The sequence below is a fragment of the Niveispirillum sp. KHB5.9 genome (assembly GCF_048066115.1).
GTDB lineage: Bacteria > Pseudomonadota > Alphaproteobacteria > Azospirillales > Azospirillaceae > Niveispirillum.
In genome coordinates, this window is record NZ_JBLTYX010000029.1 from 1 (window position 1) to 24,073 (window position 24,073).

A 24,073-nucleotide genomic window follows, 5' to 3' on the forward strand; every position below is an offset into this window, starting at 1 on the left:
CGTGCCGCCAGGGCGCGGCCCACCTTGCTGCCGTTGGGCCGGCCCAGTTCCCGGCTGATCCATTCCCCGATGGCGGCCAGCGCATCCAGGTCCACGCCCGTGGACAGGCCCATGCCGTTCAGCATGTACAGTACATCCTCCGTTGCGACATTGCCCGACGCGCCCCTGGCATAGGGGCAGCCGCCCAGGCCGGCCACGGCGCCGTCGAATATCCGCGCGCCCATATCGATACAGGCCAGGATATTGGCCACCGCCTGGCCATAGGTGTCGTGGAAATGCAGGGCGATGCGGCCCATGGGCACATCCTCCGCCACGCGCTTCAGCATGGCGCGGGCGGCACGCGGGTTGCCGACGCCGATCGTGTCGCCCAAACTGACCTCGTAACAGCCCATGGCCATCAGGCGGGCCGCGACATCCGCCACCTTGCCGGGATCGATCGCCCCCTCATAGGGACAGCCCAGCACGCAGGAGACATATCCCCGCACCTTCACCCCGGCCAGCCGGGCCCGGTCGACCACGGGGCGGAACCGCTCCAGGCTTTCGGCGACGCTGCAATTGATGTTCTTCTGGCTGAACGCTTCGGAGGCCGCGCCGAACACCGCGACCTCGGTCACGCCGACCTCCAGCGCCGCCTCCAGCCCCTTCTCGTTGGGGACCAGCACGGGATAGGTCACGCCGGACGTGCGAGTGATTGTGCGCATCACCTCGGCGCTGTCGGCCATCTGCGGCACCCATTTCGGGCTGACGAAGGCGCCGGCCTCCACGATGCCCAGACCGGTCCGCGACAGGCGGTTCACCAGTTCCACCTTGGTGGCCAGCGGCACCAGGGTCTTCTCATTCTGCAGCCCGTCGCGCGGGCCCACCTCGACAAGGCGGATGTCGTGCATGATCACTCAACCGATGGAAGGAGGAAGAAAATCAGGAGGCCTTGGCCGAGGGCAAGGGATTGCCCGGACCCGCCGGGCGCTTGGCCAGCAGCATGTCCACCTGCGGCATCAGATCGGCGAAGGGCGATTCCCGGCCGATGCAGAAATGATAGGGCTGGCGCGCCAGGGCGTTGGGCAGTTCCACCAGCTTGCCGTGGAATTCCGGGCCGGTGAGGCGCAGGCGCATGGACACGGCATTGTCGACCAGCGCGTCGACGCGGCCATTGGCCACCAGCCGCATGGCCCCGGTCAGATCGGCCGCCCACTGGATATCCAGGCCCAGCGGCCGCAAATTCACATCGGCCCAGCCCGACCCGATATAATGCCCCACCCGGAACGGCCGCAAATCCTCCAGCGTGCGCACGCGGCGCAGCGCCTCCAGCTTGGGATTGTCCGGCGAGGCGATGATGCACATGGGGAAGGAATAGACCGGCTTGGCGCTGGCCAGCGCATAGGTGAGGCGTTCGGGCGTCGGCACGGTCATGAACCCGTCCGCCTCCCCACCCTTGACCATGGCCTGGGCACGGGCCCAGGGGAAGGCTTGATGCTCCACCGGCTGGCCCAGCTTGTCGCGCATGATATTGTCCGTGGCATCCACGAACATGCCCCGCACCCTGCCCGCGGCATCGACCTGGGAGAAGGGGGCGAAGTCGCCGAAATAGACCATGCGGAAGGTTGCAGGAAGGGCAACCGCTGAACGCCACAAGGGTGGCATCGCTGCGGCGGTCAGTCCTCCCAGGAAAGTCCTGCGAGAGAACATGGCGGTTCCTCACCGTTCCCGTCTTGGACATAGAGCTTAACCCGCTTTTGCCGGCATGGAAACGAAGTTGAACGGGGGCTCGGATGAATTTTTCATGCAATCCTGCATGTCTTCCCTATTGGTCATTCGGGTGGTCCCGTTTCAACCCTTACGCCGTCATCCCCGCGAAAGCGGGGATCCAGCAAGAGCGGCTTCTGCCGCGATATGGCCATATCGGCGCTGACCGCGCCTCACGCTGGATTCCCGCGTACGCGGGAATGACGGTGGAGGGGGGTAAATTCAGGTCCCCCTCACCCCGCCTCGAATCCCACCAGTTCCACACCCTCGCTGACCTGCTCACCCACCTGGAAGCGCAGATGGGTGACCGTGCCGTCGGACGGGGCCTTCAGGGTGTGTTCCATCTTCATTGCCTCCAGCACGATCACCGGCTGGCCCTTGGTGACGGTGGCCCCCTCCTCCACCAACAGCGCGATGACCTTGCCGGGCATGGGGGCCGTCAGCCTTCCATGGCCGCCATGGTCGGCATGGGCGCCGGCATGCGGGTCCACCAGGGTCAGGTTGTGGGTGCCGCCGGCATGGAACAGGGTGACATGATCGCCCCAGCGCACCCAGCGCGCCGTGACCTTCCTGCCATCCAGGCTGGCCGACAGGGTGCCGTCGGTGGCCAGCCGGCCGGAAACCGGCAGGGTGCGGCCGATGGCGGTGACGGTGAAGCCGGCCCTGGCCCAGGTGACATCGACCTTGTGGCTGGCGCCCTCCTCCCCCGGTTCCCGCCATTCGATGCTGTCCACGGCCGGCAGGTTCAGCAGCAGGCCGCCCACCGCGTCCCAGGGGTCGTTGCCGCCCGACCGGCGCGACAGGGTCAGGCCCAGGCTGAACAGCGCCAGAACCTCCGCCGACGGCGCCACCGAAGCCGGCAGCAGGTCGGCCTCGTACCGCTCGATGAAGCGGGTATCCAGATCGGCCGAAAGGAAGCCCGGATGGGATGCGACGGCGGACAGGAAGGGCACATTGGCGTTCAGCCCCGCCACCTCGGTCTCCGCCAGCGCCTTTTCCAGCCGGCGCACGGCACTGGGCCGGTCCTTGTCCCAGACGATCAGTTTGGCGATCATCGGGTCATAGAAGATGGAAATGGCATCGCCGGTGCGCACGCCGGTATCGACGCGCACATGGTCCCCCTGTTCGGGGAAGCGCAGATGCGCCAGGGTGCCGGTCTGCGGCAGGAAACCCTTGGCCGGGTCCTCCGCGTACAGCCGCACCTCGATGGCGTGACCGTTGATGGTCAACTGTTCCTGGGTCAGCGGCAGCGGTCCCCCGGCCGCGACAAGCAGCTGCCATTCCACTAGGTCCTGGCCGGTGATCTTCTCCGTCACCGGATGTTCCACCTGCAGGCGGGTGTTCATCTCCATGAAATAGAAGGAGCCATCCGTATCCAGCAGGAATTCCACCGTGCCGGCGCCGACATAGCCGATGGCCTTGGCCGCCGCGACGGCGGCTTGGCCCATGCGGGCGCGGACAGCGGGGTCCATGCCCGGTGCCGGCGCCTCCTCCACCACCTTCTGGTGGCGGCGCTGGATGGAACAGTCCCGCTCGAACAGATAGACGCAATTGCCATGGCTGTCAGCGAAGACCTGGATTTCCACATGGCGCGGGCGGGCCAGGTATTTCTCGATCAGCACCCGATCGTCGCCGAAGCTGGCCTTGGCCTCGCGCTTGGCGGACGCCAGCGCGGCCGGGAACTCGTCCGCCGAATTGGCGACCTTCATGCCCTTGCCGCCGCCGCCAGCCGAGGCCTTGATCAGGACGGGGAAGCCGATGCGCGCCGCCTCGCCCGCCAGCAGCGCATCATCCTGGTCCTCGCCATGGTAACCCGGCACCAGCGGCACGCCGGCCGTTTCCATCAGTGCCTTGGCTTCGGACTTGCCGCCCATGGCGCGGATGGCACTGGCCGGCGGGCCGATGAAGATCAGGCCGGCGGCGGCCACGGCGTCGGCGAAACCCGCATTCTCCGACAGGAAGCCATAGCCGGGATGGATAGCGTTGGCGCCGGTCGCCTTGGCGGCTTCGATGATCTTCGCCCCGATCAGATAGCTTTCGCGCGCCGGGGCCGGGCCGATATGCACGGCCTGGTCGGCGCTGGCCACATGCAGGGCATTTGCGTCGGCATCCGAATAAACCGCGACGGTGCCCAGCCCCATGCGGCGGGCGGTGCGCATGACGCGGGCAGCGATCTCGCCGCGATTGGCGATGAGAACGGAGGTAATGCGGCTCATTTCACCCATCCCGGCTTGCGCTTGTCGAAAAAGCTGGAAAGACCCTCGCGGCCCTCGTCACCCGAGCGGGCATCGGCGATGCGCGATGCGGTATCGGCCATCACGGCGTCATCCAGCGGACGGTCCACGGCGCGGATCAGGTCCTTGGACGCGGCCAGGGCCAGGGGCCCGCCCAGCAGCAACTGTTCGATATGCCGCTCGGCCGCATCGTCCAGCCCGTCAAGCCCGACCACCTCATGCACCAGGCCCAGCCGGTGCGCCTCGGCCACCCCGAACCGCTCGGCGGTCAGGAAATAGCGCCGGCAGGCACGGGCCCCCATGGCCGCCACCACATACGGCCCGATGGTCGCCGGGATCAGGCCCAGCCGCACCTCGGTCAGGGCGAACTGCACCGGATCGGCGGCGATTGCGATATCGCAAGCCGCCACCAGCCCCACGGCCCCGGCAAAGCAATGGCCATGGATGACGGCGATGGTCGGCTTCGGCAATTCGTTCAGGGTGCGCAGCATGGTGGCCAGCCCCACCGCGTCGGCGTAATTCTCCTCCCGGCTGTAGCCAGCCATGCGCCGCATCCAGTTCAGGTCGCCGCCGGCGGAGAAGCTCTTGCCCGCCCCGCGCAGCACCACGACCCGCACCGCCGGGTTGGCACCCAGGTCGCGGAACAATGATGTCAGCCCAGCAATGACCTCATCATTGAAGGCATTGTGGATTTCCGGGCGGTTCAGGGTGACGGTGGCGATGCCGCGCCCGTCGATCCCGGTCAGTATCTCGTTCATTTCCGCCCTCACATCCGGAACACGCCGAACTTCGCCGGCCCGATGGGCGCGTTCAGCGCCGCCGACAGGGACAGGCCCAGGACCGAGCGGGTATCCGCCGGGTCGATGACGCCGTCGTCCCACAGGCGGGCCGACGCGTAATAGGGGTGGCCCTGCTTCTCATATTGTTCGCGGATCGGGGCCTTGAACGCGGCCTCCTCCTCCTCGCTCCAGCTCTTTCCGGCCGCTTCCACCCCGTCGCGCCGGATGGTGGCCAGCACGGTGGCCGCCTGTTCCCCGCCCATCACCGAGATGCGGGCGTTGGGCCACATATAGAGAAAGCGGGGGGAATAGGCCCGGCCGCACATGCCGTAATTGCCGGCGCCGAAGCTGCCGCCGATGATCAGGGTGATCTTGGGCACGTTCGCACAGGCCACGGCGGTCACCAGCTTGGCCCCATCCTTCGCGATGCCGGCATTCTCGTATTTACGGCCGACCATGAAGCCGGTGATGTTCTGCAGGAACAGCAGCGGGATCTTGCGCTGGCAACACAGTTCGATGAAATGCGCGCCCTTGACCGCACTCTCGCTGAACAGGATGCCGTTATTGGCGATGATGCCCACCGGCATGCCCCACAGCCGGGCGAAGCCGCAGACCAGGGTGGTGCCGTAATTGGCCTTGAACTCGTCCAGTTCCGACCCGTCGACGATGCGGGCGATGATCTCGCGCACGTCATACGGCTTACGGGTGTCGGTCGGGATGATCCCATAGATGTCGTCGGCGGAATAAAGCGGCTCGCGCACCGGCTTGATATCCACCTCCGGGCTTTTCACCCGGTTCAGGTTGCCGACGATGCGCCGGGCGATGCCCAATGCATGGCTATCATCGACGGCCAGATGGTCGGCCACGCCGGAGATGCGGGTATGGACATCGCCACCGCCCAGGTCCTCGGCCGACACTACTTCACCGGTGGCCGCCTTCACCAGCGGCGGGCCGCCCAGGAAGATGGTGCCCTGGTTCTTGACGATGATGCTCTCATCCGCCATGGCCGGCACATAGGCGCCACCGGCCGTGCAGGAGCCCATGACCACGGCGATCTGCGGCACGCCATTGGCCGACAGCGTCGCCTGATTATAGAAGATGCGGCCGAAATGGTCGCGGTCGGGGAACACCTCGTCCTGGTTGGGCAGGTTGGCGCCGCCGCTATCCACCAGATAGACACAGGGCAGGTTGTTCTCCCGCGCGATATCCTGGGCCCGCAGATGCTTCTTCACCGTCAGCGGATAATAGGTGCCGCCCTTCACGGTCGCGTCATTGGCCACCACGACGCATTCCTGTCCGGCCACGCGGCCGATGCCGGTGATGATGCCGGCGGCGGGGACGTCATCGCCATAAACCTCATGCGCCGCCAGCTGGCTGAATTCCAGGAAGGGGGTGCCGGGGTCCAGCAGGGTGCGGACGCGGTCACGCGGCGCCAGCTTGCCACGGGCCAGATGCTTGGCCATGGATTTCTCGCCACCGCCCAGCGCGATGCGGCCGACCGTGGCGCGCAGGTCGGTGACCTGGGCCTTCATGGAAGCCGCATTCTCGGCAAAGGCTGGGCTGCGGGGGTCGATATTGGTGGGAAGGACGGGCATGGGTGCCTCGCTATAGGGTCTTGTAACCGTAGGTCAGGTCGAGCTGCAGGCGAGCCCTGACACCTCACAGGCACCGTCGTCCGTCAGGGCTCGGGGCTTCGCCCTCGACCTGAGCTACGGCGCCTTCACACGAAATCGGGTGACGCTCACGCCGTTTCCTTGAACAGCTCGCGCCCGATCAGCATGCGGCGGATTTCGCTGGTGCCCGCCCCGATCTCATAGAGCTTGGCGTCGCGCAGCAGGCGGCCCGTCGGGTATTCGTTGATATAGCCGTTGCCGCCCAGGATCTGGATGGCGTCCAAGGCCAGCTGCGTGGCCTTTTCCGCCGCCAGCAGGATGGCGCCGGCCGCGTCCTTGCGGGTGATCTTCTTGGCGTCCGCCGCCCGGCCGACCGCATACACATAGGCACGGCAGGAATTCAGCGCGACATACATGTCCGCCACCTTGCCCTGGATCAGCTGAAATTCGCCGATCGACTGGCCGAACTGCTTGCGCTCATGGATATAGGGGACGACCACATCCATCGCCGCCTGCATGATGCCCAAGGGGCCGGCGGCCAGCACCGCGCGCTCGTAATCCAAGCCGGACATCAGTACGCCGACGCCGCCATTGACGCGGCCCAGGACATTCTCCTCCGGGATCTCGCAATCCTCGAACACCAACTCGCCGGTGTGGCTGCCGCGCATGCCCAGCTTGTCCAGCTTCTGCGCCACGGAGAAGCCCTTGAACCCCTTCTCCACCAGGAAGGCGGTGATGCCACGCGGACCGGCTTCCAGGTCGGTCTTGGCATAGACCACCAGCACATCGGCATCCGGACCGTTGGTGATCCACATCTTGGTGCCGTTCAGGACGTAGCGGTCGCCCTTTTTATCGGCGCGCAGACGCATGGAGACGACGTCGGAACCGGCGCCGGGCTCGCTCATCGCCAGGGCGCCGACGAAATCGCCGCTGACCAGCTTGGGCAGGAAGCGGTGCTTCTGGTCCTCGTTGCCGTTCAGGCGGATCTGGTTGACGCACAGGTTGGAATGGGCGCCGTAGCTGAGGCCGACCGAGGCCGAGGCGCGGGAGATTTCCTCCATCGCCACCATATGCTCGACATAGCCCATGCCGGCGCCGCCATATTCCTCGCCCACCGTGACGCCCAGCACGCCCAGATCGCCCATCTTCTTCCACAGATCCATGGGGAACTGGTCGGTGCGGTCGATCTCCGCCGCGCGCGGCGCGATCTCATCCGCGGAGAAGGAAGCGACCGCGTCGCGCAGCGCATCCGCCGTCTCGCCAAGGCCGAAATCGAACATGGGCAGGCTGTTGCTCAGCATGGAAGCTTCCTCCGTTGGGTCTTTATAGAAACGGTCATACGTTTTTTTATTCGCCGTTTCAACAAGGAATCCTGCGGGTCCCGCCGCATGATACATACGCGGATTCCAGTTGACGGCAGCCCCCTGCCCGCCGCAGTTTGCCAAACAGTGATTCCCGTCAAGAAAGAGAGGCCGTTCACATGGCCCGTACCGCCGGCAGCCATGGGCCGAAAACCATGGAGGCGATCCGCAAGGCCGCCCTGTCCCTGATCTATCGCAAGGGATACGAGGCCATCACCCTGCGTCAGCTGGCCGACGCGGTCGGCATTCAGCCGGGATCGCTCTACAACCATGTCCGCAACAAGCAGGACATATTGTTCGACCTGGTTCACGACCATATGACCACCCTGCTGGCGGAGGTGGAGCAGGCGGTGCCGGCAGAGGCCCCGCCGCTGGCGCAGCTGGAAGGCTTCATTGCCTTCCATGTCGGCTATCATATCACCCGGCGCGAACAGGTGTTCATTGCCAATTCGGAGTTGCGCAGCCTGGAAGCGGGTAATCACACCGTGATCGTGGCCCTGCGCAAGCGGTACGAGGGGGTGCTGATCGAGATCCTGCGCCGGGGGCGTGAGGATGGCACCCTGCGGGTGGATGAGCCGACGATCGCGGCTTACGCCATCCTGTCCATGCTGACCGGCATCTGCAACTGGTACCAGCCCTCGGGGCGCAAATCGGCGCAGCAACTGGCGGTGCTGCACCGGGACCTGATCCTGCGGGGGATCGTGGCGTAACGCTTCGTCCCCTGCCCCACAGAGAAAAAGCGGCGGGCCCCAGGGAGCCCGCCGCCAAGTGATGAAGCAGAGATGACGAAACCGGTCAGAACTTGACCGACGTCGAGATGAAGAACCGCTGCCCCAACGCGTCATACGTGTTGGTGAAGCTGTTCTGCTGGGAACCGATCATCGTGTCGGGCAGCATCGGCGGCTGCTTGTCGAACAGGTTGGTGACGCCGGCCGACACGGAGACACCCTCGACAACCTCGAAAGAACCGGACAGATCGAACAGGTTGTAGGAACCGACCTTCGGATAGACCAGCGTGTTGGCCGCCGTACCGAACAGGATGGCATCGTTCTTCCAGGAACCGATATAGTTCCACTGGAACGAGGCCGTCAGCGGGCCGCTCTGGTAGGTGAAGGTCGTCGTGGCCTTCCATTCCGGGATCGGCTCGCCGCAGATGTTCTGACCGCCATAGCCGGCGCAGTGATAGACGGTGCCGCCCACAGCCGGCTGCACGTCGAACTTGTCACGCCAGGCCACATCCGACTTGACGCGGAACTGGCCGTCGCCGTCGATGGTCAGGCTTTCCGGCAGGTCCTGGCGCCAGGTGAAGCCGACATCGACGCCCGAGGTCTTCAGGCCGGCATTGTTGACGGTCGGGACCTGGACCACGGCCAGGTAACCGTCACCCGTGCGGGCGATGGCGCGGCAGGTGGCGCTCTGCAGGTTCTTGTTGACGAAGCAGTCGCGGACCACGCCGGCCGCACCGCCGCCGAAGCCGCCGATCTGGTCGTCCAGCTTGATCTGCCACCAGTCGACCGTGGCCGTCAGTTCCGGCAGGAAGGACGGGGTCAGGACGGCGCCGATGGTCCAGGTCTTGGACTGTTCCTCGGTCAGGGTGAAGCCGGCGACCGACGCACCCTGGGTCAGGCTCTGGAACTGCGTCGGGCGGGCATTGTTGAAGGCGGCGGTACCGACCGACGCGGCCGGGACACCCTGGCTGCGGCAGAAGGCGGCGTCATAGCCGGCGGCGGTGGACAGCAGGCAGGGATCGACCGTGGAGTTCAGGGTCGGGAAGCCGACCTGACCGCCCTGGTACAGTTCCAGCACGTTCGGCGCACGGATGGCCGACTGGAACTGGCCGCGGAAGCCGATATCCTTGATGGGCGACCATTCCAGGCCGGCCTTCCAGGTCTGCACCGCGCCCACCGAGGAATAGTCGGAATAGCGGATGGCTGCTTCGGCCGACAGGTTCTCGAAGAAGGGCTGGTCGGCGACCAGCGGGATGTAGGTTTCGGCGAAACCTTCCCACACGTCGAACGAACCGGACGAGGACAAAGCCGGGTTGAAGCCCAGGATGTCGCCGGTGCGGATGCTGTCATCGACGCGGTCGAAATACTTGTTCTTGCGCCATTCACCGCCGAACGCCACGCCGACATCGCCGGCCGGCAGTTCGAACAGGCTGCCATTGATCGAGCCGTTCCAGACCTGCTGTTCGAATTCCTGAACGCGGTTGGTATCGGTCTTGATATAGGCGGCGGCTTCCTTGCTGATGCGGCCCGGACCGAAAATGTCGATGGGCACGCAGCCGGCGGCACGGGCCGTGGCGTCAACGCAGATGGCCTTGCCCGAGGCGTCGCGGGTGGCGTTCAGGGCCTGGCGCAGACGGGCGGACGACACGTCGTTGCGGACGATGACGTCGCGCGTGACGCGGCCGAAGGTGAAGTAGGTGTCGTAGCTGAAGCCACCGACCAGATCGCCCTTCACACCGGTGGTGGTGTTGAAGGCGTTCTGGTTGTTGTCCTGCTCACGCGGGCCCAGTTCCGTCATACGGCGCGACAGGGCATTGGCCGTGGTGATGGAGGCATAGTCATTGGCGGTGAAGCCGGCCGGTGCCACGAACGTCGGATCGGCCGAGGCCGGGTACAGGGCGCGCAGCTGCGCCACGGTCTGGGCGGTCAGCAGCGGGTTGGTCAGGTTGATGCGGATGGGCGGCACACCGGGACGCGGCTGCGGGATCACGGCCGGGGTTTCGGCCAGCTGCAACGGCACGCGGTTGGTCACGAAGTTGGCTTCCTCGTAGACCTTGAAATGCTCGTTGAACTCGTGATTGCCGAGCGCGAACAGCGACAGGCGCTCCTGCGGCACGCGCAGATAGTTCACGGGCGAGAAGTTATAGAGGTCGCCGGCGCTGGTGGTGGTGCGGGTGCTGTCGAAATTACGGGGAACGCCGTTGGCATCCCAGGTCAGCACCGTCGTGCCGCGGGCCAGACGGCCGCCGGGGGCGGTGGAGGAACCGCTGTGCAGGATGGTGGGCACGCCATTGACCACGCCCTCGGTGATCGCCTGCTTGGAATAATCGCGATCGCCGGCCATCACCTCGTCACGCTTGTTGTATTCGGCGAACAGGGTCAGGTTGGACTTTCCATCCTCGGAACCGGCGCCGATGGTCAGGTTGACGTTGCGCTCCTTGCCGTCGCCTTCCTTGGTGATGCCATAGCGGGCACCGGCCTGGGCGCCGCGGAAATCATCCTGCAGGATGAAGTTCACGACACCGGCGATGGCGTCGGAACCGTACACGGCCGACGCACCGCCGGTCAGCACCTGCACCTGCTTGATCAGCGAGGCCGGGACGTTGTTCAGATCGACCGTGCCGGTGCCGTTGGTGGGGATGTAGCGGCGGCCATTGACCAGCACCAGGGTACGCTGGGAGCCGATGCCACGCAGATCGACCGTGGCCGAACCGTTACCGCCATTGTTGGAGAAGGCGCCCAGCGCCGGGATGATCTGCGGCAGCTCGTTCAGCACGCTGTCGACCGTGGCCGCGCCAGCCTGCTGGAAGGCGGCGGCATCGACGACGGTAACCGGGCTGGAGCTGGTCAGTTCCGGACGCGCGATGCGCGAACCGGTCACCACGATCTCTTCAAGCTGCAAATCCTGCGCGCCGGCCATGCCGGTTGCCGCCAGTCCGATGGCGGCACCCAGCAGCAGCCCCCTTTGAAAACGGCGCGACGCACGCCCCTGAACCATCTTCATCTTAGTCCCTCTCCGGATTGCTGAGACCCGCCGTCTATATCTATCGGTCTAGGTCCAATTGGAGTGAGAAACATGACGCAGCGGCACGACAGCGCAACGGCACTTCATCCGTACAAGTAAATTGAGTCCACTATGTGACTGTTCTGCAACGATGCTTACAGATCTGAAATAATTGAAATTTGACATGTTTGGTGTATTCAAAGAATTTGGCCAATTTCCATTTGGATTTTCCAATGTTAATATGGAAACATTGTCAATTATGAGGATTGTAAATAAAATATTAACCGATTTATCTTTATAGGCACACTTTGATACAATTCAGCAAAGATTGGGGCCAAAGTGGATCTATCCGCTATGACCTATTCCTTCGGATATAGCCGTTTCTTCATCGCCAGCGACACACGCTTACGGAAGAATAAATTCACGGTACAAAGGATGAAATGGACCTGACAGGCGTTGCGCCCGGAACAATGGGCGAAATGCCGACAGGAGGCCCCGAATCGCAGATGCGCGGAGCGTTGCCACCGCCGATTTCCACACCGGGGCATGGAAGCTTCAGGCATAGTGAAGGGCATCGCCGCCGTGCCCCACCGACCATGAAGTCGAACCGATGTCGATACATCAGCGTATCCATGACCATATCCAAGATATCCTGGCCAGTGACGGTCCGACGGAAAAGTCGGTTGAGAAGGTCTTCGACTTCCTTTTGCATTACCGATGCCTGCAGCTCAGCAACACCATCGTTCATAAGGAAGGTACCCGTGTGCTGGGCGGGCCGTTCGCCGGCATGGAACTGGTCGAACCATTCAACGGCATGTATGCGCCGCATCTGCTGGGGTGTTACGAGGAGGAACTGCATGATGTCGTGCGGGGCCTCCCCGCCGCAGGATATCGGCATGTGATCAATATCGGCAGCGGCGACGGCTATTATGCCGTCGGGCTGAAGCGCCTGATGCCCGAAGTGGCGGTATGGGCCCATGACATCGACCCCGGCCTTCAGCAGAAATGCCGGCTGATGGCGGCGCTGAACAAGGTGGATATCCAGGTCGGCGGGGTTTTCGATCCGGACGGCTTCGCGGCCCATGCGGGGCACCGCACGCTGGTCTGGTGCGATATCGAGGGGGCGGAGGCCACGCTGCTGGAACCGGCGCTGTCGCCGGCGCTGGTGGGCATGGACATAGTGGTGGAACTGCACCCGATCGAGCAGGGCCATACGCTGGACATCCTCCCCGCCCGCTTCGCCGACAGCCATGCGGTGGAGATCATCCATCCGCGTGGGCACATGCCGTTCATGCCGGACTGGCTGCGCGGTGGCGGCCAGATCCACCAGTTGCTCGCCCAATTCGAATGGCGGGGCGCGGCCACACCCTGGGCCGTGATGCGCGCACTTACACCGGCGGGGGTGTGAGGGGGTGGTGTCACCTCGTCATCCCTGCGCACGCCCATGGGCGCTAACTTAAGGGATTTGCACTGCGGTAGAAGCCCTTTCTACCGTCACCCCGGCGGAGGCCGGGGCCCAAGTGACAAGCGCTTCGCTCTACGATTTGGGCCCCGGCCTCCGCCGGGGCGACGGTAGTGAGAGCGGAATTGGTCTGCTCAATTGCCTAAGTTAGCGCCTATGGGCGCACGCCGGGGTGACGGAAAGGGGCGAATGAAGAAAAAGGGCGGTTCCCTGCGGAACCGCCCTTTTCAAAGGAACCGGTGCACCGACGCTTACGCGCCGGGTGCCGCCTGGTTGGCGCGGTCGGAATAGATGTAGAGCGGCTTGGCGCGGCCCTCCACCACTTCCTTGTTGACCACGATCTCCTCCACCCCGGTCAGGCCGGGCAGGTCGTACATCGGGTCCAGCAGGATGGTCTCCATGATGGAGCGCAGGCCGCGGGCACCGGTCTTGCGCTCGATCGCCTTCTTGGAGATGGAACGCAGCGCCTCCTCATGCACGGTGAGCTTCACGTCCTCCATCTCGAACAGGCGCTGATACTGCTTGACCAGGGCGTTCTTGGGCTTGGACAGAATCTCGATCAGCGCCGCCTCGTCCAGGTCGTGCAGGGTGGCCAGCACGGGCAGACGGCCCACGAACTCGGGGATCAGGCCGAACTTCAGCAGATCCTCGGGTTCCACCTCGCGCAGCACATCGCCCATGCGGCGTTCGTCCGGGCCGCGGACATCGGCGCCGAAGCCGATGGACGTGCCCTTGCCGCGCGCGGCAATGATCTTTTCCAGGCCGGCGAAGGCGCCGCCGCAGATGAACAGGATGTTGGTCGTGTCCACCTGCAGGAATTCCTGCTGCGGATGCTTGCGCCCGCCCTGCGGCGGCACGGAAGCGACCGTGCCTTCCATGATCTTCAGCAGGGCCTGCTGCACGCCCTCACCCGACACGTCGCGGGTGATGGACGGGTTGTCGGACTTGCGGCTGATCTTGTCGACCTCGTCGATATAGACGATGCCGCGCTGCGCCCGCTCGACATTGTAGTCGGCGGCCTGCAGCAGCTTCAGGATGATGTTTTCCACATCCTCGCCCACGTAACCGGCTTCGGTCAGCGTGGTGGCGTCGGCCATGGTGAAGGGCACGTCGATGATGCGGGCCAGGGTCTGGGCCAGCAGCGTCTTGCCCGAACCGGTCGGCCCGACCAGAAGGATGTTGGATTTGGCAAGCTCCACGTCATTGTGCTTCGCACCGTGGGCCAGGCGCTTGTAATGGTTATGGACGGCCACGGACAGCACGCGCTTGGCATGCTCCTGCCCGATCACATAATCATCCAGCACCGTGCTGATATCGCGCGGGGACGGCACACCGTCGCGGGACTTCACCAGCGTGGTCTTGTTTTCCTCGCGGATGATGTCCATGCACAGCTCGACGCATTCATCGCAGATGAACACGGTGGGGCCGGCAATGAGCTTGCGCACCTCATGCTGACTCTTCCCGCAGAAAGAGCAGTAGAGGGTATTCTTGCTGTCGCCGCCGGTCGACTTGGTCATTTGCGCTCCGTACATCACCGGATGGCGCATGGAAGGTGGCCCGGCTGGCCCCCGACCGATACGCCCCGACATCCCCTTCGGGGATGCCTGCCTCAGGGGGCGCCCTTGCCTTCTCCGGTTCGCTCAAGCCATCCGCGGTGGCGGAGGGTGGAACCCCAGGGCTGACAATGGACGCCCTCTCTACACCTATTCAACAACACGAAAAGCGGCGGGATCAATATATACTTGTTCGCCACCGCTTCCGCTTTACGCCACCTGGGTGAGACCACCCGGACGGCCAGCGATCACCTCGTCGATGATCCCGAAGGCCTTGGCCTCATCCGGGCTCATGAACTTGTCGCGTTCCACAGCCTTTTCAATGACATCCAGGCTCTGGCCCGTGTGCTTCACGAAAATCTCGTTGAGATTCTCGCGCAGGCGCAGGATTTCCTGGGCCTGGATCTCGATATCCGCCGCCTGACCCTGCGCACCGCCCGAGGGCTGGTGGATCATGATTCGGCTGTTGGGCAGCGAGAAGCGCTTGCCCTTGGCACCGCCGGCCAGCAGCAGGGCGCCCATGGAGGACGCCTGGCCCATGCAGATGGTCGCCACGGGGCAGCGGACATACTGCATCGTGTCATAGATCGCCAACCCAGCCGTCACGTAACCGCCCGGCGAGTTGATGTAGAAGGAGATCTCCTTGGTCGGATTCTCCGCTTCCAGGAACAGAAGCTGGGCACAGACCAGGCTGGCCACGGCGTCGTTCACGCCACCCACCAGGAAGATGATCCGTTCCTTCAGGAGGCGGGAGTAGATGTCGTATGCCCGCTCGCCGCGATTGGTCTGTTCGACCACCATGGGAACCAGCGCGTTCATCTGCGGTTCGATCATGATCCCTGCTTCGCTCCTACGCGACAGAAGCGGGACCCTGGATTGGGCCCCGCCTTACTCTTTCAACGACCTCAGGCGGCCGCGACCTCGTCCTCGTCCGGATCGCGCATCAGCTCTTCGACCGACACGGCGACCTCGTTCACCTTAACCGTTCCGAGGATGAAGTCGACAACCTTATCCTCGTAAATCGGCGCACGGAGGCTTTCAACGGCCTGCGGGTTCTTCTTGAAGAACTCGAAAACCTGCTGCTCCTGGCCCGGATAACGACGAACCTCGTCGAACATGGCCTGATTCAGCTCCTCGCGCGTCACAGTGATATTGTTACGGCGACCGATTTCGGAAAGGAGCAAGCCAAGACGAACACGCCGGACAGCAATGTCACGGTATTCGGTCTTCAGCTCTTCCTCGTTCTTGCCCTCGTCCTCGGCGTCCGCACCGCCCTTGGCCAGCTCTTCCTGCAGACGCTTCCAGATCTGCTCGAACTCGATCTCGACCATGCCGGCCGGAACCTCGAAGCTGTGCAGCTCCGCCAGCTTGTCCAGCAGCGAGCGCTTGGCGCGCAGGCGGGAGGTGTTGCCGTACTCGCTCTCCGTCCGCTCCTTGATGGCGGCCTTCAGGGCCTCCAGATCGTCGAAGCCGAAGCTCTTGGCCAGATCGTCATTCAGCTCCGCGTCCTTGCCGACGCGCAGTTCTTTGACCTTCACCTCGAACACGGCCACCTTACCGGCCAGCTCGGCGGCGTGGTATTCGGCCGGGAAGGTGACGTTGACGGTGACGTCGCTGCCGGCCTTGGCGCCGACCAGCTGCTCCTCGAAGCCGGGGATGAAGGAACCGGAGCCCAGCTCCAGCTCGTAATCATCGCCCTTCATGCCGGGACGCTTCTCACCATCGACGGAACCGTCGAAATCGATCAGCAGGATGTCGCCCAGAGCAGCGGCGCGGTCATCCTCGACCTTCTCCGTCGTGCGACGGCCCTTGGCCAGACGGCCCAGGCTCTCGGTCACTTCGGTGTCGGCGACGGTGGCGACCGGCTTCTCGATCTCGACGGAAGACAGGTCAGCGGGCTCGATCTCCGGCAGCAGCTCGACCTGCACGGCGAATTCCAGGTCCTGGCCCGGATCGAACTTCAGCACTTCGATCTTGGGCTGCAGCGCCGGGCGCAGGTTGTTGTCGGCAACGGCCTTCTGGGCGCCGTCATTGACGGCGGCTTCCAGAACCTCGCCCATGACCGACTGGCCATAGCGCTGCTTCAGGATCGGCATCGGGACCTTGCCGGGACGGAAGCCCGGGATCTTCAGGGTCTTGCCGACTTCGATCAGCTGGGTCTGCACCCGCGATTCGATGTCCTGGGCCGTGATGGTGACCTTGAAGTCGCGACGAAGGCCTTCAGCGCTGGTCTCGGTGATCTGCATGGGACGAAATGCCTGTCTTCTGTCTGTTCGCCCCAGTCCCGTCTGCCATTCAGGGTACCGAAGCTCCCGCGGGTGGGCCGGAAACCGGCGGCCGCGGTGGGTTGCGGGTTAAAACTCAACACTCAAAACTGGTGCGGGCGAAGGGACTTGAACCCCCACGTCTTTCGACACCGGAACCTAAATCCGGCGCGTCTACCATTCCGCCACGCCCGCCCGCCGGGCAAACCTTAGGGTCCGCCCGTGGGAGCGACCCGTATAGCAAGCGAAAACGGGCTCGCCAAGCGCGGAATCTGGGGGGATGGTGCCTTTGCACGCTACTCCAGCAGCACCCGTGCCGCGGCATCGATGATGGCGTCGGCATCCAGGTGCAGGGCGCGGTAGAGATCGGGCAGGTCGGCGGACTGGCCGAAGCTCTCCACACCCATGGCCGCCACCTTGTGCCCACGCACCCCGCCCAGCCAGGAAAGGCCGGCCGGATGGCCGTCGGTCAGGGTCACCAGACGCGCCGTTGGCGGCAAGGCGGACAGCAGCCGTTCCACCGGGGCCATGGCCCCCTGCCCCGCCTGACGCGCACGCCGCGCCGCCATCCAGCCCTGATAGAGCCGGTCGGCGGAGGTGATGGCCAGCAGGCCGCAGCCGGGCACATCCTCCAAAAGCTGCCCATGCGCTGCCAGCGCCTCCGGTGCCAGCGCCCCCATATAGAGGATGGCGAGGTCGGTGTCGGGGGCGGGTTTGCGCAGCCAGTAGCCGCCATCGATGACGGCCGTTGGGTCAAGCGGCCGGGCGGGCTGGTCCAGGGTGCGGGTGGAAAGGCGCAGATAGAGGCTGCCGCCATCCGGCTTCTGCATATGGTCGAAGCCCCAGCGCATGATGGCGGCCAACTCGTCCACATAAGCCGGCTCGAAGCTGGACAGTTTGGGCAGGCCCATGCCGATCAGCGGCGTGGCGATGGATTGATGCGCGCCGCCTTCGGGTGCCAGGGTCACGCCGCTGGGCGTGGCCACCAGCATGAAGCGGGCATCCTGGTAGAGCGCATAGTTGAACGCATCCAGGCCACGCATGACGAACGGGTCGTAAAGCGTGCCCACAGGCAGCAGGCGGGCGCCGAACAGGTCATGACTGAGGCCCAGGGCCGCCAGCATCAGGAACAGATTATGTTCGGCGATGCCCAGTTCGATATGCTGGCCCTGCGGATCGCCCTGCCAGCGCTGTGCGGACACTACCTTCTGTTCCTTGAAGATGTCGTGACGTTCATGGCGGTCGAACAGGCCGCGCCGGTTGACCCAGGCACCCAGGTTGGTGGAGACGGTGACATCGGGGCTGGTGGTGACGATACGCGCCGCCAGGTCGGTGTCGCCCTTGGCCAGATCGGCCAGGACCTTGCCGAATCCCTCCTGCGTGCTCATCCGTTCCGAGATCGCAACGTCCAGACGTTCCGGAACCGGTACGGTCGAGGCGGACAGGCGGCGGGTTGGCGTCCGGGTGAACGGCACCTCCTCGGCCAGGAAGCGCTTCAGGTCATCGACATCCACGTCCAGGCCGGCGAACGGTTCCCATTCCTGTCCGTCCTTGATGCCGCACTGGGCCTTGAAGCCCGCCATCTGGTCCAGATTCATCAGGCCGGAATGATTATCCTTGTGCCCCTGGAAGGGCAGGCCCATGCCCTTCACCGTATAGGCCACGAAACAGGCCGGTTGTTCGGCGTCGGGGCCGTTGGCGGCGTTGTGGAACGTGTCCAGGATGGTGGGCAGGCAATGGCCGGCCAGATTGGTCATCAGCCCGGCCAGCATGCCGTCGTCATGGGTGTCGAGCAGCGCCCTGATGCCGCCGGTGGTGCCCAGGTCGCGGATCAGCGCCTCGCGCCACGCCGCCCCGCCCTTGAAACAGAGTGCCGCATAGAGCTGGTTCGGGCAGGTGTCGATCCAGTGGCGCAGCGCATCGCCGCCGGGTTGCAGAAATGCCGCCTCCAGCAGGCGGCCATATTTCATGATCACCACATTCCAGTCGAGCGAGCGGAACATGCCGGTGATCGGTTCCCAGAGCTTGTCGGAGACGACGCTGTCCAGGCTCTGGCGGTTGTAATCGATGATCCACCAGGCATTGCGCAGGTCGTGCTTCCAGCCTTCCAGCATGGCCTCGAACACATTGCCCTCGTCCATCTCGGCATCGCCAACCAGGGCCACCATGCGGCCTTCCGGCTGGTCGGAGAGCCCTTTCAGGCGGACATAATCCTGGACCATGCTGGCGAAGGCGGTGACGGCCACGCCCAGGCCCACGGAACCGGTGGAGAAATCCACATCGGACGTGTCCTTGGTGCGCGAGGGATAGGATTGGGCGCCGCCGAAGGCGCGGAAATCCTGCATCTTGGCCTGGGTCTGGCGGCCCATCAGATACTGGATGGCATGGAAGACCGGGCTGGCATGCGGCTTTACCGCCACCCGGTCCTGCGGGCGCAGCACGTCGAAGAACAGGGCGGTCATCAGGCTGACCATGGAGGCGCTGGACGCCTGGTGCCCGCCAACCTTCAGCCCGTCGCGCGAGGGGCGTAGATGGTTGGCATTGTGGATCATCCAGCTGCTGAGCCACAATGCCTTGCGTTCCAGGGCACGCAGATGCGCCAGACGGCGGTCGTCAATGGCGATGCGCGGGGGAACGGGGCGGATGTCGGGCATGATGGGCGTTCCGGATGGCCAGGGAAAAGGGCCGACCGTTGCCAAGCCGATAACAGAAGGCGGCAGCGGAAGGCCCCGCCGCCTTATACCAGCAAATTCGTATCAGGTGAAACGATCAGCCCGCGCACGGATTGCCGAACAGGCGCGTGAAACTGTCGATCGACAGGGTGCGTACGGCCCCCTTGTCACGGCGCAGCCCATGCGGGTCCGGTCCGTCCACCACATCGTTGCGCGCCAGATAGCGCACATGGGGAAGCGGAAAACCGTCCTGGGTGATGCACAGGACGCGGGCCGTCTCCACCGTGTTGAAGATCGTCCGCTGATAGACGGCGCCGGGTACGGGTTCGGCGACCGGTTTGGAACGCTTGAACAACGACACGCTCATCTCAACGCCCCCCATTTCGGTTCATGCCGGGCCTTTGCACATCGCATGGCCCGTTTCCCAAAAGTGGTACCGCCTCTTGAATAGGCAGAAGTTAATGCATTCAAACGCGTTACGCAACGATGCGAAGTGAAATATTGCGATTATCTTCCCAGCAATTATCGAGGATTTTAGGCAAATCAGTGAAACCCGGCCGGCACATCTTGGCCTCTATAGGATATCTTTCTGACGATACCCAAGCTTGAATCGGCGATGCCAATGGTTTCCGGTACGAAACGATGGCCGGGCCGGGGACCGGAATGTGCGGCTCCGATATTCACAAGCAACATCAGGATATGATCACAACCCATTGTAATTCATAAATCATACTGACGAAGAACAGCAGGTATCGCTTCGGGCAGATCGTCGGCGATCAGGCCCCGGCCGCAGAATTGGCCGGCGGCACCGTGCAGCCAGGCCCCGGCACTGGCAGCGTCGAAAGCGTCCATGCCCTGGGCCAGCAGGGCCAGGATCAGGCCGGCCAGCACATCGCCGCTGCCGGCCGTCGCCAGGTCGGGCGGGGCGTCATGGTTGATGCGGATGCGGCCATCGGGATGGGCGATCAGCGTATCCGGGCCTTTCAGCAGGATGATGGCACCCGACTCAGCGGCCGCACGGCGTGCCTTTTCCAGGCGCGAGCCCGGCAGATCGCCGAACAGACGGGCGAATTCGCCGCCATGCGGGGTCAATACCCAGCGCTCGTCCAGCCCGGCCCGGCGCAATGAAGCCAGGTCGCCGGCGAATTCACTGAAGATGTCGGCATCCAGCACGCCGGACCGACCGGACACCAAGGCGGCCAGGGTGGCGTTGCGCAGCAGCGGACCGGGGCCGGAGCCGGGGCCCAGCAGGAGGGCGTTGCGGCGCGGGTCGGACAGCAAGCGGGCAAAGGCCCCCTGCCCCTCCAGCGGCTGCACGATCAGGCTGGGCATGGAGAGGCTGTAGACAAGCTGTGCCGACGGCTCGCAGGCCAGGGTCACCAGACCGGCACCGGCGCGCAGGGCGGCACGGGCCGCCAGCCGCGCGGCACCGGTCATGACGGACCCGCCCAGGATCAGCGCATGGCCGCGACCATATTTATGGCCGGTGGGCCGGGGGCGCGGGAAGACGTGGCGCCAGAGGGCGGGACCGTTGGCGGCGAGGGGCGGGGCGATGGGGCCCAACACCTTTTCAGGGATGCCGATATCGGCGATGACCAGCCGGCCGCGATGGGCACGGGCGGGATATAGATAATGTGCGGGTTTAGGCCGGAAGAAGCTGACCGTGACATCGGCCATGGGGGCGGTGCCCAATAGCGCGCCATCATCGCCCGACACGCCGCTGGGTACGTCCACGGCAAGGACGCGGGCATGCCCTTGCCCCATGGCCCGCACCATTTCCAATGCCACACCATCCAGCGGCCGGTTCAGGCCGGCACCGAACAGGGCATCGATGATCAGGAAGGCGCCATGGAACAAGGCGGGGGTCGCCGATTCCACCGTGCCGTTCCAGGTGCCGGCCGCCCAGGCGGCATCCCCCTGCAAAGATGTCGCATCCCCCAGCTGACCCAGCCGCACGGGCCAGCCGGCGGCGGCCAGATGCCTGGCGGCGACGAATCCGTCGCCACCATTATTGCCGGGACCGCAGAGGATGGCGGTCGGTTGCGGCCGCCCGTCGCAGAGCGCGATGGCTTCGCGGGCGACCGCCATGCCAGCGCGTTCCATCAGGGCGGGGCCGGAGATGCCGGTATCCATGGCGGCCCGGTCGGCTTCGTACATCTGGCTGACGGTGAGGATTTCCAAAGCCATGCCCTTCATCCGCAAGGGGATTTCACGGGAGGCATTGTGCGCCAGGGACCATGGGGGCCGGAAACGAAAAAGGCCGCCCGAAGGCGACCTTGTTTCACTCCCCACAAAGGAGGAGAATGGGGCGATGGACGGGACTCGAACCCGCGACCACTCGGACCACAACCGAGAGCTCTACCAACTGAGCTACCACCGCCGCCGGGAGCCGCTGTATGCCCCAGACGTTTCCTGGCGTCAAGCATTCGATACAGAAAAAATGCGTGGCCACCTACCCGTTTCGTGCACGCCATATTATGAAGCAGCCAAATGCCCCTATCGAGGCGCTTAGCATGGTTAATGCGCAGTTTTTTTGCCTGACGCCCAAAATATGAACGGCTATTTGCCTGTTTTTTGACCATTATCCGGAAAAAACATGATCAAATGCCAGCGATCCCATGATCGGTGCGACTGGCATGGGGCATGCTTATAGGGAGGCCGCGCTGGTCAGGCCCATAACGGCCGGGCCGGCGCCGAAATGTGGAGCTGCGGGACGCGATGAAGAAGATTGAAGCCATCATCAAGCCCTTCAAGCTGGACGAGGTGAAGGAAGCCCTCCACGAAGTGGGGATCAAGGGCATCACCGTGACCGAAGCCAAGGGCTTCGGCCGCCAGAAGGGGCATACCGAACTTTACCGGGGGGCGGAGTATGTCGTCGACTTCCTGCCCAAGGTGAAGATCGAGGTCGTCATGGATGACAGCCTGGTGGAGCGCGCCGTCGAGGCCATCCAGCAGGCCGCCCACACCGGCCGCATCGGCGACGGCAAGATCTTCGTGACCCCGGTGGAGGAGGTGATCCGCATCCGCACCGGCGAGCGTGGTCCCGACGCCATCTGACCGTTCCACGGGCATTCCGGCAACATCCGGTGCCGCCCGACGACAGGGTTCAGAATTTTCTTTCAAAGGGACCAGGGATGGGGTAACGCCAGCACCGGCGTCCCCCTCACCCCGGGACCGGTTTTTACCGCGACAAACCTCAAACCACGGAAGCAGAGGCTATGTCTGAACTGGACAAGTTCTTCGACCTGATCAAGGAAAACGACGTCAAGTATGTCGATTTCCGCTTCACCGACATCAAGGGGAAGGTTCACCACGTTTCCCAGCACCTCTCCACGGTCGATGAGGATCTTCTGACCGACGGCGTGATGTTCGATGGCTCCTCGATCGACGGTTGGAAGGCCATCAACGAGTCCGACATGACCCTGCTGCCGGACCTGTCCACGGCCGTCATGGACCCGTTCTCGGCCCAGCCGCTGCTGACCGTGCTGTGCGACGTGCTGGAGCCCTCCACCCGCCAGCCCTATAGCCGCGACCCGCGCTCCATCGCCAAGGCCGCCGAAAAGTACATGGCCTCGGCCGGTATCGGCGACACCGCCTATTTCGGTCCGGAAGCCGAGTTCTTCGTGTTCGACGACGTCAAGTTCGAAGTCTCGATGAACAAGGTGTCCTACGAGTTCGACAGTGAGGAAGGCCCGTACAATTCCGGCCGTTCCTACGAGGGTGGCAATCTGGGTCACCGTCCGGGCGTCAAGGGCGGCTATTTCCCCGTCGCCCCGATCGACAGCGCCCAGGACCTGCGCGCCGAGATGCTGACCGTGCTGGGCGAGATGGGCGTCGAGGTGGAGAAGCACCACCACGAAGTGGCCGCTTCGCAGCATGAGCTGGGCGTCAAGTTCGGCACGCTGGTCAAGATGGCCGACGGCATGCAGCTGTTCAAGTACGTGGTTCACAACGTGGCCCACCAGTACGGCAAGAGCGCGACCTTCATGCCGAAGCCGGTGTTCGGTGACAACGGCTCGGGGATGCACTGCCACCAGTCGATCTGGAAGGACGGCAAGCCGCTGTTCGCCGGCAACCTGTATGCCGACCTGTCGGAAACCGCCCTGTTCTATATCGGTGGCATCATCAAGCATGCCCGCGCGCTGAACGCCTTCACCAACCCGCTGACCAACAGCTACAAGCGTCTGGTCCCGGGCTATGAGGCACCGGTGCTGCTGGCCTATTCCAGCCGCAACCGTTCGGCTTCCTGCCGTATCCCGCACGTGTCGAGCCCGAAGGGCAAGCGCGTCGAGGTCCGCTTCCCCGATCCGGGTGCGAACCCGTACCTGGCGTTCGCCGCCATGCTGATGGCCGGTCTGGATGGTATCCAGAACAAGATCCATCCGGGCGATGCCATGGACAAGAACCTGTACGATCTGCCGCCCGACGAACTGAAGGAAATCCCGACGGTTTGCCGCTCGCTGCGCGAAGCCCTGGAAAGCCTGTCGGTTGACCGCGACTTCCTGAAGAAGGGCGACGTGTTCACGGACGACATGATCGACAGCTTCATCGAGCTGAAGATGCAGGAAGTGCTGGCGTTCGAAACCTCGCCGCACCCGATCGAGTACAAGATGTATTACAGCGTCTGATGCGGAAGGGCCCGGTGACGGGCCCGACCATC

General features: G+C 64.3%; 17 protein-coding genes and 2 tRNA genes. 4 read left to right on the forward strand and 15 right to left on the reverse strand.

Annotated features, from left to right (window positions below):
• The 6 genes from ACM9HJ_RS28200 to ACM9HJ_RS28225 all read right to left on the reverse strand — a co-directional run.
• On the reverse strand, positions 1 to 887 hold an 887-nt coding region (locus tag ACM9HJ_RS28200; RefSeq protein ID WP_416575132.1), incomplete at its 3' end, for a hydroxymethylglutaryl-CoA lyase.
• Between the two features lie 31 nt (positions 888 to 918).
• Positions 919 to 1,593, reverse strand: coding sequence for a substrate-binding periplasmic protein (locus ACM9HJ_RS28205; protein WP_416575133.1), 675 nt, complete (start codon positions 1,591 to 1,593; stop codon positions 919 to 921).
• Between the two features lie 383 nt (positions 1,594 to 1,976).
• Positions 1,977 to 3,959, reverse strand: coding sequence for an acetyl/propionyl/methylcrotonyl-CoA carboxylase subunit alpha (locus ACM9HJ_RS28210; protein ID WP_416575134.1), 1,983 nt, complete (start codon positions 3,957 to 3,959; stop codon positions 1,977 to 1,979).
• Positions 3,956 to 4,735 (reverse strand): enoyl-CoA hydratase/isomerase family protein, encoded by a 780-nt coding sequence (locus tag ACM9HJ_RS28215; protein ID WP_416575135.1) that lies wholly within the window; start codon positions 4,733 to 4,735, stop codon positions 3,956 to 3,958. The genes ACM9HJ_RS28210 and ACM9HJ_RS28215 overlap by 4 nt, the downstream gene beginning before the upstream one ends.
• Before the next feature lie 8 nt (positions 4,736 to 4,743).
• Positions 4,744 to 6,351 (reverse strand): carboxyl transferase domain-containing protein, encoded by a 1,608-nt coding sequence (locus tag ACM9HJ_RS28220; RefSeq protein WP_416575136.1) that lies wholly within the window; start codon positions 6,349 to 6,351, stop codon positions 4,744 to 4,746.
• 146 nt (positions 6,352 to 6,497) lie between these two features.
• Positions 6,498 to 7,670: an isovaleryl-CoA dehydrogenase gene (locus tag ACM9HJ_RS28225; RefSeq protein WP_416575137.1), complete on the reverse strand. Its 1,173-nt coding sequence runs from the start codon at positions 7,668 to 7,670 to the stop codon at positions 6,498 to 6,500.
• 179 nt (positions 7,671 to 7,849) lie between these two features.
• Here ACM9HJ_RS28225 and ACM9HJ_RS28230 point away from each other — a divergent pair, with 179 nt between their 5' ends.
• On the forward strand, positions 7,850 to 8,440 hold the full coding sequence (locus ACM9HJ_RS28230; RefSeq protein ID WP_416575138.1) for a TetR/AcrR family transcriptional regulator: 591 nt from the start codon (positions 7,850 to 7,852) through the stop codon (positions 8,438 to 8,440).
• Between the two features lie 85 nt (positions 8,441 to 8,525).
• On the opposite strand, the gene ACM9HJ_RS28235 is transcribed toward ACM9HJ_RS28230, so the two are convergent.
• Positions 8,526 to 11,462: a TonB-dependent receptor domain-containing protein gene (locus tag ACM9HJ_RS28235; RefSeq protein ID WP_416575139.1), complete on the reverse strand. Its 2,937-nt coding sequence runs from the start codon at positions 11,460 to 11,462 to the stop codon at positions 8,526 to 8,528.
• Positions 11,463 to 12,072: 610 nt separating this feature from the next.
• Between ACM9HJ_RS28235 and ACM9HJ_RS28240 the strand changes: the two genes are divergently transcribed.
• Positions 12,073 to 12,870, forward strand: a complete 798-nt coding sequence (locus ACM9HJ_RS28240) for a hypothetical protein (RefSeq protein ID WP_416575140.1) — start codon at positions 12,073 to 12,075, stop codon at positions 12,868 to 12,870.
• 305 nt (positions 12,871 to 13,175) lie between these two features.
• Here the strand turns inward: ACM9HJ_RS28240 and clpX are convergent, their stop codons facing one another.
• From clpX to ACM9HJ_RS28280, 8 genes are all read right to left on the reverse strand, one after another.
• Positions 13,176 to 14,441, reverse strand: a complete 1,266-nt coding sequence (gene clpX / locus ACM9HJ_RS28245) for an ATP-dependent Clp protease ATP-binding subunit ClpX (RefSeq protein WP_416575141.1) — start codon at positions 14,439 to 14,441, stop codon at positions 13,176 to 13,178.
• 246 nt (positions 14,442 to 14,687) lie between these two features.
• Positions 14,688 to 15,311, reverse strand: a complete 624-nt coding sequence (gene clpP, locus ACM9HJ_RS28250; protein WP_416575142.1) for an ATP-dependent Clp endopeptidase proteolytic subunit ClpP — start codon at positions 15,309 to 15,311, stop codon at positions 14,688 to 14,690.
• 71 nt (positions 15,312 to 15,382) lie between these two features.
• Positions 15,383 to 16,723: a trigger factor gene (gene tig / locus ACM9HJ_RS28255; protein ID WP_416575143.1), complete on the reverse strand. Its 1,341-nt coding sequence runs from the start codon at positions 16,721 to 16,723 to the stop codon at positions 15,383 to 15,385.
• 129 nt (positions 16,724 to 16,852) lie between these two features.
• Positions 16,853 to 16,936, reverse strand: a tRNA-Leu gene (locus ACM9HJ_RS28260).
• A 101-nt stretch (positions 16,937 to 17,037) separates the two neighbouring features.
• Positions 17,038 to 19,395, reverse strand: a complete 2,358-nt coding sequence (locus ACM9HJ_RS28265) for a 1-deoxy-D-xylulose-5-phosphate synthase N-terminal domain-containing protein (RefSeq protein ID WP_416575144.1) — start codon at positions 19,393 to 19,395, stop codon at positions 17,038 to 17,040.
• Positions 19,396 to 19,510: 115 nt separating this feature from the next.
• The gene (locus ACM9HJ_RS28270; RefSeq protein ID WP_416575145.1) at positions 19,511 to 19,780 is read right to left on the reverse strand and encodes a hypothetical protein; all 270 of its coding nucleotides are present in this window, start codon (positions 19,778 to 19,780) and stop codon (positions 19,511 to 19,513) included.
• A 353-nt stretch (positions 19,781 to 20,133) separates the two neighbouring features.
• Positions 20,134 to 21,600 carry an NAD(P)H-hydrate dehydratase gene (locus ACM9HJ_RS28275; protein WP_416575146.1) on the reverse strand — a complete coding sequence of 489 codons (1,467 nt, stop codon included), beginning with the start codon at positions 21,598 to 21,600 and terminating at the stop codon, positions 20,134 to 20,136.
• Positions 21,601 to 21,717: 117 nt separating this feature from the next.
• A tRNA-His gene (locus tag ACM9HJ_RS28280) sits at positions 21,718 to 21,793 on the reverse strand.
• Positions 21,794 to 22,131: 338 nt separating this feature from the next.
• Between ACM9HJ_RS28280 and ACM9HJ_RS28285 the strand changes: the two genes are divergently transcribed.
• On the forward strand, positions 22,132 to 22,470 hold the full coding sequence (locus ACM9HJ_RS28285; protein WP_416575147.1) for a P-II family nitrogen regulator: 339 nt from the start codon (positions 22,132 to 22,134) through the stop codon (positions 22,468 to 22,470).
• A gap of 161 nt (positions 22,471 to 22,631) precedes the next feature.
• A complete protein-coding gene (gene glnA, locus ACM9HJ_RS28290; RefSeq protein ID WP_416575148.1) occupies positions 22,632 to 24,041 on the forward strand; it encodes a type I glutamate--ammonia ligase in 1,410 nt (469 codons plus the stop codon).
• Positions 24,042 to 24,073: the final 32 nt, after the last annotated feature.